Source organism: Bradyrhizobium sp. NBAIM08 (genome assembly GCF_020193935.1).
Taxonomy (GTDB): Bacteria; Pseudomonadota; Alphaproteobacteria; order Rhizobiales; family Xanthobacteraceae; genus Bradyrhizobium; species Bradyrhizobium yuanmingense.
In genome coordinates this window covers 196575-210333 of the sequence record NZ_JADYVR010000006.1, presented here as the reverse complement: position 1 = coordinate 210333, position 13759 = coordinate 196575, and the positions used below count along the sequence as shown (strand labels likewise).

11 protein-coding genes are annotated in these 13759 nt (G+C 64.3%); 2 read left to right on the top strand and 9 right to left on the bottom strand.

Features of this window, described 5'->3' with window-relative positions; all coding sequences use genetic code 11:
- The first annotated feature begins 1 nt into the window (after position 1).
- Complete coding sequence (locus I6F37_RS21950) at positions 2-886, top strand: ABC transporter permease (protein WP_057027046.1); 885 nt, start codon at positions 2-4, stop codon at positions 884-886.
- 21 nt (positions 887-907) lie between these two features.
- On the opposite strand, the gene I6F37_RS21945 is transcribed toward I6F37_RS21950, so the two are convergent.
- The 9 genes from I6F37_RS21945 to I6F37_RS21905 form a co-directional block, all read right to left on the bottom strand.
- Positions 908-1654: a hypothetical protein gene (locus I6F37_RS21945; protein ID WP_225127385.1), complete on the bottom strand. Its 747-nt coding sequence runs from the start codon at positions 1652-1654 to the stop codon at positions 908-910.
- A gap of 9 nt (positions 1655-1663) precedes the next feature.
- Positions 1664-2914: an adenylate/guanylate cyclase domain-containing protein gene (locus I6F37_RS21940; protein ID WP_057027044.1), complete on the bottom strand. Its 1251-nt coding sequence runs from the start codon at positions 2912-2914 to the stop codon at positions 1664-1666.
- Complete coding sequence (locus I6F37_RS21935; RefSeq protein WP_025034870.1) at positions 2911-3300, bottom strand: response regulator; 390 nt, start codon at positions 3298-3300, stop codon at positions 2911-2913. Before I6F37_RS21935 ends, I6F37_RS21940 begins: the two co-directional genes overlap by 4 nt.
- Positions 3297-5891, bottom strand: coding sequence for an ATP-binding protein (locus I6F37_RS21930; RefSeq protein ID WP_225152659.1), 2595 nt, complete (start codon positions 5889-5891; stop codon positions 3297-3299). Before I6F37_RS21930 ends, I6F37_RS21935 begins: the two co-directional genes overlap by 4 nt.
- A gap of 130 nt (positions 5892-6021) precedes the next feature.
- Positions 6022-9117 carry a MexW/MexI family multidrug efflux RND transporter permease subunit gene (locus tag I6F37_RS21925; RefSeq protein ID WP_036025801.1) on the bottom strand — a complete coding sequence of 1032 codons (3096 nt, stop codon included), beginning with the start codon at positions 9115-9117 and terminating at the stop codon, positions 6022-6024.
- A 68-nt stretch (positions 9118-9185) separates the two neighbouring features.
- Positions 9186-10379 carry an efflux RND transporter periplasmic adaptor subunit gene (locus I6F37_RS21920; RefSeq protein WP_036004727.1) on the bottom strand — a complete coding sequence of 398 codons (1194 nt, stop codon included), beginning with the start codon at positions 10377-10379 and terminating at the stop codon, positions 9186-9188.
- Position 10380: 1 nt separating this feature from the next.
- A complete protein-coding gene (locus I6F37_RS21915; RefSeq protein ID WP_063822469.1) occupies positions 10381-11082 on the bottom strand; it encodes a TetR/AcrR family transcriptional regulator in 702 nt (233 codons plus the stop codon).
- Between the two features lie 139 nt (positions 11083-11221).
- Positions 11222-11812 (bottom strand): thiamine pyrophosphate-dependent enzyme, encoded by a 591-nt coding sequence (locus I6F37_RS21910; protein ID WP_109144521.1) that lies wholly within the window; start codon positions 11810-11812, stop codon positions 11222-11224.
- The gene (locus tag I6F37_RS21905) at positions 11809-12351 is read right to left on the bottom strand and encodes a phosphonopyruvate decarboxylase (RefSeq protein WP_036004713.1); all 543 of its coding nucleotides are present in this window, start codon (positions 12349-12351) and stop codon (positions 11809-11811) included. The genes I6F37_RS21910 and I6F37_RS21905 overlap by 4 nt, the downstream gene beginning before the upstream one ends.
- A 105-nt stretch (positions 12352-12456) precedes the next feature.
- Between I6F37_RS21905 and I6F37_RS21900 the strand changes: the two genes are divergently transcribed.
- Complete coding sequence (locus tag I6F37_RS21900; protein WP_036004710.1) at positions 12457-13677, top strand: cytochrome P450; 1221 nt, start codon at positions 12457-12459, stop codon at positions 13675-13677.
- Positions 13678-13759 lie beyond the last annotated feature (82 nt).

The window sequence follows — 13759 nt, the reverse complement described above, 5'->3', positions numbered from 1 at the left end:
CATGACCGACGCCGCGCTGCCGAGCCCTCTCACGCGAGCCGACGAGCTGGATAGCCCGGCCCGCCGCGCGCGTCGGCGGCTGTTCAAGCGCAAGGCAGCGGTGTTCGGGCTCGTCGTGCTCACGATGTTCATCGCCCTTGCCGTGCTCGCTCCGCTCATCGTGCCCTATGATCCCATCGCGACGAGCTGGAGCCTAGTGCGCAAACCGCCGACCTCGGCCCACTGGTTCGGCACCGACGAGCTCGGCCGCGACATCCTCAGCCGCGTCGTCTACGGCGCGCGCGCCTCGCTGCTCGCAGGCCTGATCTCGGTCGCGATCGCGCTCGGCATCGGCGTGCCGCTCGGTCTCCTCGCCGGCTACCGCGGCGGCTTCACCGACGCGCTGATCAGCCGCATCACCGATGCGATGCTGGCCTGCCCGTTCCTGATCCTGGCGATCGCGCTCGCCGCGTTCCTCGGCCCGAGCCTCGGCAATGCCATGATTGCGATCGGCATCTCGGCGACGCCGATCTTCATCCGCCTGACCCGCGGCCAGGTGCTCGTCGTCAAAGCCGAAGACTATGTCGAGGCCGCGCGCGCACTCGGCAATCCGCCGTGGCGGATCGCGCTCTCGCACATCCTGCCGAACATCCTCCCCTCGCTTCTGGTGCAGGCGACGCTCTCGATCGCTGCCGCCATCATCGCCGAGGCCGCCCTCTCCTTCCTCGGCCTCGGCCAGCAGCCGCCGGCGCCGTCCTGGGGCAGCATGCTCAACGCGGCACAACGCTTCCTGACCCAGGCGCCCTGGATGGCAATCTGGCCGGGCCTTGCGATCTTCCTCGTCGTGCTGTCGCTGAACCTGCTCGGCGACGGGCTGCGCGACGCACTCGACCCAAGGCAGCGCTGATTATTCCTCTTGGTGAGGAGCTCAGACCACCACCTCCCGCAGCACGCGGCGGCAATCCATCTCGAATTCCAGATCGACCACCGGCGGACGGGCGAAATGCCAGGTCAGCCCGGAGCGGAGCGCGCCGCGACGGACCAACTCGTCCACCAGCGCATGGTGAAAGTCGTGCACGGAATAGGCCTGCACCCCGGTTGTATCCTTCCAGCCGAAGCCGAAGGCTGCCATCCGGTTTTCCATCTGCGACGTGGTGGTGAAGCGCACCTTCTCGCGCAGCCCCTCCGGGCTGAGATCGCGGTAGCGCACCGTGCGCTCGACATAGGAGCCGCTGCCCTCGCGCGCCTCGGCGCCGCCGGCGATGACGAAGCTCGGCAAATCTGACCGCGTCGGACGCGTGAAGGAGAACGCATAGAACGACGGTTCGGACGGCGGATCGATCTCGGGGCAGACATTGCTGCGCGCCACCGGGTTGGTGCTGCCGTCGAAGATGCCCCATTCGGACAGCGTCTTCACATAGTGCAGATTGAACGCGCGAAAGCCTTCCTCGCTGAAGGCCGCGGGCGAGCGCAGCTCGCAGGCACAGAATGCCGTCAGCGGACGCCCCGCCTCCTGGATGAACTTTGCGGCCAGCGCAAACCCTTCCGCGAGCGGCACCAGGCGGTCGAACCGGACCCGCTCGATCTCGTAGCCCTCATCCGCGGCAGCACCGGCGGAATATTGGAACACGGACGGGATGAAACGATAGTTGCCGGCCGAGAATTCGCGCGTCATGACGGACTCCTATTCCAGTTGCATGCGAGTGCCCTTGGCGCCGTTGAGCAGGCGCTTCAGGTGAAATCCGGCCAGCGGATCGTCGGCGTGCATGCCGACCAGCGCGGCGAAGGACGGCATGGCCGCGGCATCGCCGGCCTCCATCTTGGCAAACGCTTCGGCATATTGCGCCGTCGCTGGCGCCTCGAACCTCGCCTGCGGCAGCGGCTCGAATGCGCGCAGCGGCTCGCTGCGTCCGCGCAGCATCAGGTCGCCCACGGGACGGCCACGAAAGTTTTCGGCCCCATTCGCAACGCTGGCACTAACGCAAATGCGCGTTCCCAGGTGCTTGTTCGCCGCCTCAAGCCGGGCCGCAATATTGATGGTGTCGCCATAGGCCGTGTAGTCGAAGAAGCGGTTGCCGCCGAAATTGCCAACCAGCGCCGGACCGGCATGAGCGCCGATGCGGGTAGCTCCGAAATTCACGCCTCTTGCCTTCCAGCGCGCCGAAAAGTCCTCCGCCCAGGCGTCGAGAGCATGGGCACAGGCGACCGCGCGCGTTGCATAGTCCGGCTGGTCGCCGGGAGCGTTGAACAGCACCTGGATCGCATCGCCGATGATCTTGGCGACCGTCCCCTCATGGGCGAAGACGATCTCGGTCATGCCACCGACATATTCGTTGAGGAGCTCGCCCAGGGTCTGCGGAGGCGCGGTCTCGACCAGCGAGGTGAAGCCTGTAATATCGGTGAACAGGGTGGCGACATCGCGCCACTGCACCTCAATGCCGTCGCCATCGACGTTCGCGGCCAGTCGCCTTGCAATCTCCGGCGAGAAGAAGCGCGACAGCGAGGCATGGGCGCGCTCGGCTTCCATCTGGCGCCGCCGCACCTCGCGCAGCATCTCCACATGGCGGACGGTCTTCTCGATCGTGGCTTCGAGGTCGGCGAAGTCGATCGGCTTGGTCAGGAAGTCGAACGCACCGCGGTTCATGGCGGTGCGGATGTTGCTCATGTCGCCGTAGGCCGAGACGATGATGGTCGACTTCTTCTCCTCGGCCTCCTGGAGCTTCGCGAGTAGCGACAGGCCGTCCATTCGCGGCATGTTGATATCGGAGACCACCATGTCGACATGCGGATTCTGCTCCAGCGCTTCCAGCGCCTCCAGGCCGTCGCGCGCGAAGATCAGCGCGAGCTGCCCATCGCGGATCTGCCTGCGGAATTTCTGCAGGATCAGCGCCTCGAGATCCGGCTCGTCGTCGACGAAGAGGATGGTCGCAGTCATGCGGCTTGCTCGAGCCTCGTGTCGATCTCCTGCCGCAGCAGCGCAAAGTCGATCGGCTTGGTGAGGAGCCCGACGGCGCCCCGTTCGATCGCCTTGCGGCGCGTCTCCGCATCGCCATAGGCCGTGATCATGATGACGGGAACATCGGGATGTGCGGCACGCACCTTCGGCAGCATGTCGAGCCCGCTCATGCCGGGCATGTTGATGTCCGACAGGATCAGGATCAGCGAGGGATCACGGACTTCGGCGGCGCGCTCGAGCGCCTCGGGGGCCGAGAGCGCAAACTCCATCTGAAACCGGCCGGCGCGCAGGTCGCGCCGGAACTGCTGCCGAAACAGTGCCTCGACGTCGGGCTCGTCATCGACGACCAGGATGTAAACGTTCAAGACTTTCCTCCGGAAGTGTCGCCCGCTGCCATCGTCCGCGGCAGCGTGATGATGAACTCGGTGAATACACCTTGTGTGGTGTCCACGTCGATCGTGCCGCCGTGTTGTTTCACCACGATGTCGTGGCTCATTGAAAGGCCGAGTCCCGTGCCCTCGCCGGCCGGCTTGGTGGTGAAGAAGGGATTGAACATCTTTTCCTTCACCTCGGCTGGAATCCCGGTGCCGTTGTCGCGAATCCGGATCTGGACCCTGTCGCCGAGATTCTTCGTTGCCGCGCGCAAAGTGGGCTCGAATGCATCGCCCTCGCTCTCCTTGCGCTTGGCCGCGGCATAGAAGCCGTTCGAGATCAGGTTCAGCAAGACGCGCGTGATCTCCTGCGGATACACCTCGATCATGCCGGCATCCGGGTCGAAATCGCGCTGGAGCGTGACGTTGAAGGCGGGCCTTTCGGCGCGCGCGCCGTGATAGGCGAGATTGAGGCTCTCCTCGACCACCGCATTGATGTCGACGGCGCGATGCTCGCCGGAACCCTGACGCGAATGCAGCAGCATGTTCCTGACGATGGAATCGGCGCGCTTGCCGTGCTGCACCACCTTCTCGAGATTGGCCCTGAGCATGCCGGTTAGCTCGTCGACCTCCTTCTTCGTCTTGCCGTCGAGCGCGGCCGATTGCAGGATCTCGTTGAGCTCGTCGATCAGCTCGGTCGAGACCGCGGAGAAGTTGTTGACGAAGTTGAGCGGATTCTTGATCTCGTGGGCTATGCCGGCGGTGAGCTGGCCGAGGGAAGCGAGCTTTTCGGTCTGGATCAGGCGGTCCTGCGCGGTGCGCAGATTGTCGAGCGATTGCGATAGCTCGGTCGTACGCTCGCGCAATTGCTTCAGCAGGCGCGTATTCTCGATCGCGATGACGGCTTGCTTGGTAAAGTTCTCCACCAACGCGACTTGTTTGTCCGTGAAGCCGCGAATCTCTTGTCGAAAAATCGTCATCGCGCCGATCAGATCATCCTCTTTCAGCATGGGTACGGAGAGAAGGGTTCGGGCGCCGGCAACGTCGGCCATTCCGACGACAAAGGGAACACCGGCCTTGTACCCAGGACTTTCCCTCAAGTCATTGATCTGCGCGGGCTGATGCGTCGCGATGATTGCAGCCAGCGTCGTTCCTGGATGTGGGAAGATCGGAGTCCGCTTACGGAAGGCGGAGAAATCGGGCGGAATGTTGTAGTCGGTGACGATGTTGAATTTCTGGCCGTCCCACAGATTCATCGTGCCGAAATTCGCACCGCAGACGCGGGTAGCATTCTCCAACATCTTCTGAAACACCGGCTCTAACTCTCCCGGAGAGGAGCTAATGACTTCGAGCACCTCCGACGTCGCCGTTTGTTGCTCGAGCGACTCCCGCAATTCGGCGGTCCGCTTCTCGACCTTGTTCTCGAGGTCCGCATAGGATTCCTGCAGGCGCGCGCCCATGTCGTTGAACTGGTCGGCGAGCCCTTCGAGCTCGTCGCCGGTCTTGATCGAGATGCGCTGGGAGAAATCACCACCGCCCATTCGTTCCGCGCCGCTCCGCAGCGCCTGAATCGGCCCGACCATGCGGCGCGCCAGGAAGATCCCGGCCAGCACCGCGAAGATGGATGCCGCGAGCAGCACGATTGCAAGGCGCTGCAGCGAAGCATAGAGCGCGGCATAGGCTTCCTCGACCGGCAGCTCGACGAACATGGTCCAGCGCAGCGGCTCGATCGGGGCCGATGCGGTCAGCACCTTCTGCCCCTGGATGTTGTGGGCTTCGGAAAGCACGTCAGGCATGGCGCCGCCGGCCTGCACGGCGCGTACCTGCGCAAGGCCGGACATGTCGGTGTTGCGCAGCACGAGACTGATGTCGGGATGCGCGATCAAGCGGCCCTCCGGGCCGACCACGTAGGCGTTGCCGTGCTCGCCGACCTTAATCTGGGACACGACGTCCCAGATCAGCTTGAGATTGACCTCGGCGATGCTAACGCCGGCATCCTTGCGTGCGCCCGCAAGCGCCAGCGTCATGTAGGGCTCGGACTCCCGGCGAAAATAGACCGGCCCGTAATAGACCTTGCGCGCGACCGCCTCGGTGAACTTCGGATCGCTCGACAGGTCGATCCCGCTGTCGAGCGCGTCCATCGCCAGCCGCGAGACCCGCAGCCGCTCCTTGCCAGTCGAATCCACCTGGGCCAGCTCGGTGATCGCAGGGACCTGGCGCAACAGGCGCAGCGCGTCGAACCGGCGCTGCTCGATCGAGCCGCCCGACCAGGGCAGCTGCGTGGTCCAGCCGAGCTGGCTCTCGATCTCCTTGACGAACCGGCCGATCTTGGCAGCGGCCGCCTCGGCCTGCTCGTGCTGGACCCGGATCAGAGCGGCCTTGTGCTCGCGATAATAGAAGTAGACCTCGAACAGGCCATTGGCGAGCAGCGCAATGGCGACGACCGCCACGAAAAGCGCGACGTATTTGGCGAAGAGCCGGGTCCGGATTCCGCGCCCCGCCGTGTCGCCGGAGGCGACCTCGCCTGGGGCCGCGCTCGGCAATGTCCCGGCTCGAGGTGTATCGGGGTGGAGGGACAGGCTCATTCCACGGAACCTAGCAAGAAGACCGGACCTTGTCTCTCGCAAGCGCGGCAAGGAGCTCGCCCGAGATCCAACGAAAAGGGCGGCAGCGGATCACCGCTGCCGCCCTTTCGGGACTAGCCTGCCGGCGGCCTCAGGTCGGCCGTAGCGCCTTTGAATCGAGGTCCAGCTCGCCGATCTGCTTGTTCCGCTCCGAATCGGCCGCCGCGCGATGGTCGGTCGCCAGCACCACATAGACTGCCGGCAGCACGAACAGCGTGAACAGCGTGCCGATCGACATGCCGGCGACGACAACGAGACCGATCGAGAAGCGGCTGGCCGCGCCCGCGCCGGTCGCGGTCAGGAGCGGGATCAGGCCGGTCACCATCGCGGCCGTGGTCATCAGGATCGGCCGCAGACGGATGCGGGCCGACATCTCGATGGCCGAGCGGCGGTCGAGCCGCTCGTTAACCTGGAGCTCGTTGGCGAACTCCACCATCAGGATGCCGTGCTTGGTGATCAGGCCGACCAGGGTGAGCAGACCGACCTGGGTGTAGATGTTTATGGTCGCCATGCCGAAGAACAGCGGGATCAGCGCACCGACGATTGCCATCGGCACCGAGATCATGATGACCAGCGGGTCGCGCAAGCTCTCGAACTGGGCCGCCAGCACCAGGAAGATGATGATCAGCGCGAAGCCGAAGGTGATGGCAAGCTGATTGCCTTCCTGCACGTATTGCCGGGAGTCAGCCAGATAGTCGTGGCTGAAGCCTTGCGGCAGCTTCTTGGCCTCGCCTTCGAGGAAGTCGACCGCAGCGCCGACGGTCACGCCGGGCATCGGCACGGCGGAGAACGTCGCCGAATTGAGCTGGTTGTAGTGCGTCAGCGAATTCGGATCGGTCTTGGTCCTGATCGAGACCACGGTCGACAACGGAAGCTGCTGCCCGGTGTTGGTCGTCACATAGTAGCCACCGAGCGATTCCGGGGACAGCCGCTTGCCGCGCGGCACCTGCGGAATCACCTGATAGGAGCGGCCCTCGAGGTTGAACCGGTTGATGTAATTGCCGCCGAGCAGCACCGCGAGCGTCGAGCCGAGGTTCTGCATGTTGACGCCGAGGTCCTGAGCCTTGGTGCGGTCGATCGTCACCTCGACGTTCGGCTGGTTGTAGGCGAGGTCGCTATCGGAGACGATGAACATGCCGCTCTTGCGTGCAGCCTCCTTCAGCTTCTCCATCTGCTCATAGACGGTCTGGAAGCTGGCCGTGGAATTGATCACCATCTGGATCGGCAGACCGCCGGGTCCGCCCGGCAATGGCGGCAGGTTGAACGCGAACGCCTGCACGCCCTCGATCTTGGAGAGCTCGGCCTGCACCAGCGGCTTCAAGGCGATCGACGAGCGTGTGCGCTCGTCCCAGGGCTTCAAGAGCATGCCGGCAATGCCGCCCTGCGGGCCGTTGATGCCGTTCAGCACGAAACGCAGATCGGTCTCGGGGAATTTCTGGAATTCCTTGTCGAGCTTCTCGCCGTAGAAATCGACATAGTCGATGTTGGCGTATTTCGGCGCCTTGGTCACCGCGAACACGATGCCCTGATCTTCCTCGGGCGCCAGCTCCTTCGAAGTGTTCATGTAGAGGAAGCCGACGAGTCCCAGGATCGTCACGGCGAACAGGCCGGTGATGGCCTTGTAGTCGAGCGAGCGGTCGAGCTTGCGGCCATACCACCGCGTCATGGCGCCGAACACCCGGTTCACCAACTTGGCGAAGCGGCCCTCTTCGGTGTTCTTCAGTAGCACCGAGCACATCATGGGCGACAGCGTCAGCGCGATCACGCCTGATACGATGACCGAGCCTGCGAGGGTAAAGGCAAATTCGCGGAACAGCGACCCGGTGAGGCCACCGAGGAACCCGATCGGCGCGTACACGGCTGCGAGCGTGATGGTCATGGAGATGACCGGCCCGACGATTTCGCGCGCGCCTTGTAGCGAGGCCTGGACCGGCGTCTTGCCCTCCTCCAGATGGCGATGGATGTTCTCCACCACGACGATGGCATCGTCGACGACGAGGCCGATCGCCAGGACCATCGCGAGCAGGGTCAGCAGGTTGAAGCTGAAGCCCAGCGCCAGCATCATCGTGCAGACGCCGATCATCGACAACGGAATGGTGACGACGGGAATGATGACGGAGCGCAGCGAGGCCAGGAACAGGAAAATGACCACGATCACGATGATGACGGCTTCGCCCAATGTATTCCGCACCTCGTCGATCGAAGATTGGATGAACTTGGTCGAGTCGTAGGCGACCTTCATCTTCATCGAAGGCGGGAGGTTGCGTTCGAGCTCGGGGAACAGAGCGCGCACACCCTTGACCAGCGTCAGCGGATTACCCTGTGGCGTCGCCTGCACGCCAATGAAGATCGCGCGCTCGCCGTTAAAGGCGACGCTGGCATCCGTGCTCTGGGCTGCAAGCTCGACGGTGGCGATGTCCTCCATCCGCACGAAGCCGCCGTCCTTGGCCTTGACGATCATCTTCTTGAACTGATCGACGTTGGTCAGGCCCGTGTTGGTCGAGACGTTCGAGACGATCAGATAGCCCTTGGTCTGGCCCGCCGCGGACTGGAAGTTGTTGGCCTGGATCGCCGCCGCAACGTCAGCCGGCGATACGTTGCGGCCCGCCATCTTCACCGGATCGAGCCACAGCCGCATGGCAAAGGTCTGGCCGCCCAGAATGTCGGCCGAGGCGACGCCGTCGACGGTCGACAGCACCGGCTGCACCACGCGCGTCAGATAGTCGGAGATGGCCGAGCCCGACAGCTCGTCCGAGGAGAAGCCGAGATACATCACGGCCGTGGTCTGGCCGGTGGTCTTGGTGACGATCGGGTCGTTGGATTCCTTCGGAATCAGGTACTTCACCGAATTCGTCTTCGCCAGCACCTCGGTGAGCGCCTGGTTCGGATCGAAATTCAGCTTGATGTAGACCTGGATCGTCGAGGTGCCGAGCACCGAGGACGAGGTGATGTAGTCGACGCCCTCGGCGGACGCGACCGCCTGCTCGATCGGCGTGGTGATGAAGCCCTGGATCAGGTCTGCGGACGCGCCGGGATAGACGGTCGTGATGTTGATGACCGTGTTCGACAGCTTCGGATATTGCCGGATCGGCAGCACCATCGCCGCGCGCAGGCCGATCAGCAGGATCAGCAGGCTGACGACGACCGACAGGACCGGTCGTTTGATGAAAATGTCGGTAAAGGCCATCGCGGGCGATCTCGATTTCTTTTTTCAAGACGCGTGATCCGGCCGGGCCGGATCACGCGAGGATATTGTCAGTAGCGCGGCGGCTGCGCCGGGATCTGCGGGGCCGGATCGGTCGAGATCGATACCGGCGCGCCTGATTGCAGCTTGAGCTGGCCGAGAGCGACGACCTTGTCGCCTACCTTCAGGCCCTTGACGATTTCGACGCGACCCTCGACCCGGTTGCCGGTCTGCACGAAGGTGCGCACCGCCGACAGGCTGGTCTTGCCGTCTTCTTCCTTCTTCTCGGTGATCACGAACACCGAGTCGCCGTACAGCGTGTAATCGACTGCCGTTTCAGGCACCGTGATCACGGCCGGCTTTTCCGGCAGCACCACGGTCGTGGTGACAAACATGCCGGGCTTCAGGATCTTCTCCGGATTGGCAATCGTGGCCTGCACGCGGATGTTGCGAGTATCGGTCGAGATCTGGGGCTCGATCGTGGTGATCTTGCCCTCGAAGGTGCGGCCCGGATAGGCGTCGACCTTCAACCGCACGACCTGGCCGACCTTGAGGCTGCCGGAATCCTTTTCCGTCACCGTGAAGTTGGCCCACAGCTCGGACAGATCGGTCAGCGACACGATCGCCGTGCCGGCGGTCAGATACTGGCCGACCTCGACCTTGCGCATGCCGAGATCGCCGGCGAACGGCGCGCGCACCAGCTTCTGCGAGATCAACGCCTCGGTCTTGGCGATGCCCGCCTGGGCCTGGTCATAGGCAGCCTGCGCGGTATCGACGGTCGCCTGCGGACCGAACTGGCGCGAGGCCAGCTGCTTGGCGCGTTCAAGCGACAGCTGCGCGACGGTCGCTTGCGCCTTGTAATTGGCGAGATCGCCCTGCTCGGGCGCGTCGAACAGTTGCACCAGCGGCGTGCCGGCCTCGACGCGCGTGCCCGGCTCGAACTTGATGGCGGTGACACGGCCGTTGACGTCGGCGCTGACGTCGACCTGATGCACGGCGACGAGGCTGCCGACCGCGGTGAGCAGGTTCGGCACCACCTCGGACTTCGCCTCGGCCGCGCTGACAGCGGTCGGCGGCGGCTTGTTGTTGGCGAAGAATTGCTTGATCATCTGGCCGCGGAAGTAATTGAACCAGACGAGCCCTCCGACGAGCACGGCCAGAAGCGTGCCAACTATGATGAACCAGCGCACTGGCCGGACCGGACGCTTGGGAGCCTTGTTGTCGATCGGTTGCCCCGAAATCTTGTTTTCGGCCACGATGTTCATGTCATGCACTTTCTGCAATCGCCGCCCGGTTCGCATCCGCGGCCTGATTGCGGCCCAGATGCGAAGCAATTGCGGCGTCGTTAAGTCCGATACCCCTCAGGAGAAACTCACAGAGCTGCCGCTCCAGGTCGGTCGCCCTGCCGTAAGCAAGACAGGGCGTGGCCGGCAGCCTGGTCAGCGCCGCGGTCATCACCGCATGATGCGCGAACCAGAACAGGTTGAGCGGATCGCCAGCGCAGGGCCGCGCGTCACCGCTCGCAACCGCACGCTCGAGCGAGGCGACGAAGACAGCGCCGATCAGCGTCTCGATCTTGGCATACAGCAATCGGGCGAATTCGCCGTCATCCAAATGGCTCGTGGCCATTAGCCGCAGGCGCTGGGCCTCTTCCTGATCGGGACCGTCAGCGATCTGGAGGAAGTGTTCGACCATGCCGCGGATCACCTCGACCAGCGTAGCCGTCGACGGCTCGCGCTCGAGCAGCTCCATCAGAGCGGGATCCGCCTCGCATTCGTCGCTGAGGATCTCGGCGTAGAGCGCCGCCTTGGACGGGAAATGCTTGAACAGCAGCGCTTCAGAAATGGCAGCGGCGGCCGCCACGCTCTTGGTCGTGGTGCCGTTATAGCCGTGTCGGGCAAAGCAGCGCTTTGCGGCGCCGAGGATCAATTGACGCCTCAGGTCGCTCGTCATACGCAATGAGCTCATGCTGGGTGAGTAAGCACTCACCCACGCAGGAGTCAAGCACTATGTTGCATCGCAACCTGCGTGCGACCTAGAATCAATGGAAATTGGCCGAGCCTGCACGGCCCGCGTGCAGACGTTCAGCAAGGGATTGCCGGACCGCCTAGATCGGCTGGAAGCCCAGGTCAGCACGGATCCGGTTGACGATGTAGGTCCCGTCCCGCGTCGGCAGAATCCGCTCCAGGCCGGCGCTGTCGATCTTCACATTGGCAAAGCGCGGACCCGCAGAGACGTCGTGGACGGCTTTGGCGAAGGCTTCGACTTCGGCCATGGTCGTGACAGCCCGGCTGTCCTTAATGCCGCAAGCCCTGGCGATGCCGACGAGGTCGGCGGCGGCGGAGGTGTGGCTGGTCTGGCCGCCGGTCTCGCCATAGGCCTCGTTGTCGAGCACTGCGATCGAGAGGTTGGCCGGCTTCTGCAGGCCGATGGTGGCAAGGCTGCCCATGCCCATCAGCATCTCGCCGTCGCCGGTGATGACCAATACCGGCAGCTTCGGCTGCGCCAGCGCCAGACCCAGCCCGATCATCGCGGCGCCGCCCATGCCGCCCCAGAGGTAGAAGTTGCGGGCGTGGTCGCCGGCGGCGCACATGTCGTTGGTGGAAGCGCCAAGGCCGCCGATCGCGACGACGTTCTTGCGGTTCGCCAGCAACGTGGACACCACCTGCCGGCGGTCGAGGAGATTGGCCTTGCTCATTTGGTGAAAACCTTGGCGCCGATCAGGCGCTGCGACAGAAGGACGGCGGTTGGCGTCAACGCGTTGTAGGCCTGCGCCGCGGCCGCTTCCAAGACGGCAGGCACCTCGGCAGCGTGCGAGGCGCGCAGCACCTTGACGCCGGAGAGCTCGAACACGCCTTGCGTGGTCGAGCCCATCGGCACCTGCCACGGATTGAACTCGCCCCACTCGCCGCGCATCGTCACGAGCGTGAGGAACGGAAAGCGCAGGATCGGGATCAGCGACAGCATGTTGATGCAATTGCCGACGCCGCTCGATTGCATCAGCAGCACGCCGCGCTGTCCGCCCGCCCAGGCGCCGGCGAGCAGCGCCACGCCTTCCTCCTCCGTCGTCAGCGCAATGCCGCGCATGGTGGAGGAGGCCAATACGCGCTGGATCAGCTTGGAATGACCGGCGTCCGGAACATAAGGCACCTGCCGAACGTCGAAGCGCTGGAGGGTCGCGAAAATATCGTCGGGCCAGTTCGGCGCCGTGTCGGCAGCGTCAGCGCGTGCGTGCATTTTCCTGTCCGGTCGGCTAGCAAGGTAGAAAGACTGTAGACGCATGCATGCGCCGACCAGAACAACAAAAACGGCATATCGGCTTTAACCGGCGAGTATAACGGGATGAACGCAGATGCGAAGGCGCTGGCCGCAAGCTTCGACCTCGAGAAGCTGACGCCGGAGTTCTACGACAACCCCTATCCGACCTATCGTGCACTGCGGGAGAACGAGCCGGTCAAGCGCCTGCGCAACGGCACCGTGTTCCTGACCCGCTACGATGATCTCGTCACCACCTACAAGAACACTAAGTCGTTCAGCTCGGACAAGAAGCGCGAGTTCGCGCCGAAATACGGCGACACCCCGCTCTACGAGCACCACACCACGAGCCTCGTGTTCAACGATCCGCCGTCCCATACCCGCGTCCGCCGCCTGATCATGGGCGCGCTGTCGCCGCGCGCGATCGCCAGCATGGAGGGGGACCTGATCAAGCTGGTCGACGGCCTGCTCGATGCCATCGAAACCAAGGGCGCTTGCGAACTGATCGAGGATTTTGCCGCTTCGATTCCCATCGAGGTGATCGGCAACCTGCTCGACGTGCCTCACGAGGAGCGCGGGCCGCTGCGCGACTGGTCGCTGGCGATCCTGGGTGCTCTCGAACCCGTAGTGTCGCCCGAAGTAGCTGCGCGCGGCAACAAGGCGGTGGCGGACTTCCTCGCTTATCTGCAGACGCTGGTGTCGCGGCGGCGCGCGAAGCCGGGCAATCCCGAGCGCGACGTGCTGACGCGTTTGATCCAGGGGGAAGAGAACGGCGAGCGGCTGACCGAGAAGGAGCTGCTGCACAATTGCATCTTCCTGCTCAATGCCGGCCACGAGACCACCACCAACCTGATCGGCAACGGCCTCGTGGCGCTCGACCGCCATCCCGACCAGAAGCAGCGCCTGATCGAGAACCCGGACATGATCAAGACTGCGGTCGAGGAGATGTTGCGCTACGAGAGCTCCAACCAGCTCGGCAACCGCATGACCACCGAGAAGGTCGAGCTCGGCGGCGTCATGCTCGATGCCGGCACGTCGGTGACGCTGTGCATCGGGGCTGCCAATCGCGACCCCGCGCAGTTTCCCGACCCCGAGCGTTTCGACATCGCGCGCACGCCGAACCGGCACCTCGCCTTCGCCACCGGCGCGCATCAATGCGCGGGCATGGCGCTGGCGCGGCTGGAGGGGGCGATTGCGATCTCGCGCTTCCTGGCGCGCTTTCCGAACTATGCCGTCAGCGGCCCGCCAGTGCGCGGCGGACGGGTCCGGTTCCGCGGCTTTTTGAGCGTGCCCTGCGCGCTTGGCTGAGGGGCCGGCAACCAAACTGCGAAAACAACCCCATGCACAGTAGAGCCTGGGTCGCGGAACGGTGCCCTGTGGCCCGGCAGAA

Excerpts from the sequence above, each read along its gene's own strand:
- I6F37_RS21945 (WP_225127385.1), bottom strand. The coding sequence starts at position 1,654 with ATGACGCGCGAATTCTCGGCCGGCAACTATCGTTTCATCCCGTCCGTG.
- I6F37_RS21900 (WP_036004710.1), top strand. The coding sequence starts at position 12,457 with ATGAACGCAGATGCGAAGGCGCTGGCCGCAAGCTTCGACCTCGAGAAG.
- I6F37_RS21905 (WP_036004713.1), bottom strand. The coding sequence starts at position 12,351 with ATGCACGCACGCGCTGACGCTGCCGACACGGCGCCGAACTGGCCCGAC.
- I6F37_RS21940 (WP_057027044.1), bottom strand. The coding sequence starts at position 2,914 with ATGACTGCGACCATCCTCTTCGTCGACGACGAGCCGGATCTCGAGGCG.
- I6F37_RS21950 (WP_057027046.1), top strand. The coding sequence starts at position 2 with ATGACCGACGCCGCGCTGCCGAGCCCTCTCACGCGAGCCGACGAGCTG.
- I6F37_RS21915 (WP_063822469.1), bottom strand. The coding sequence starts at position 11,082 with ATGAGCTCATTGCGTATGACGAGCGACCTGAGGCGTCAATTGATCCTC.
- I6F37_RS21925 (WP_036025801.1), bottom strand. The coding sequence starts at position 9,117 with ATGGCCTTTACCGACATTTTCATCAAACGACCGGTCCTGTCGGTCGTC.
- I6F37_RS21920 (WP_036004727.1), bottom strand. The coding sequence starts at position 10,379 with ATGAACATCGTGGCCGAAAACAAGATTTCGGGGCAACCGATCGACAAC.
- I6F37_RS21930 (WP_225152659.1), bottom strand. The coding sequence starts at position 5,891 with ATGAGCCTGTCCCTCCACCCCGATACACCTCGAGCCGGGACATTGCCG.
- I6F37_RS21910 (WP_109144521.1), bottom strand. The coding sequence starts at position 11,812 with ATGAGCAAGGCCAATCTCCTCGACCGCCGGCAGGTGGTGTCCACGTTG.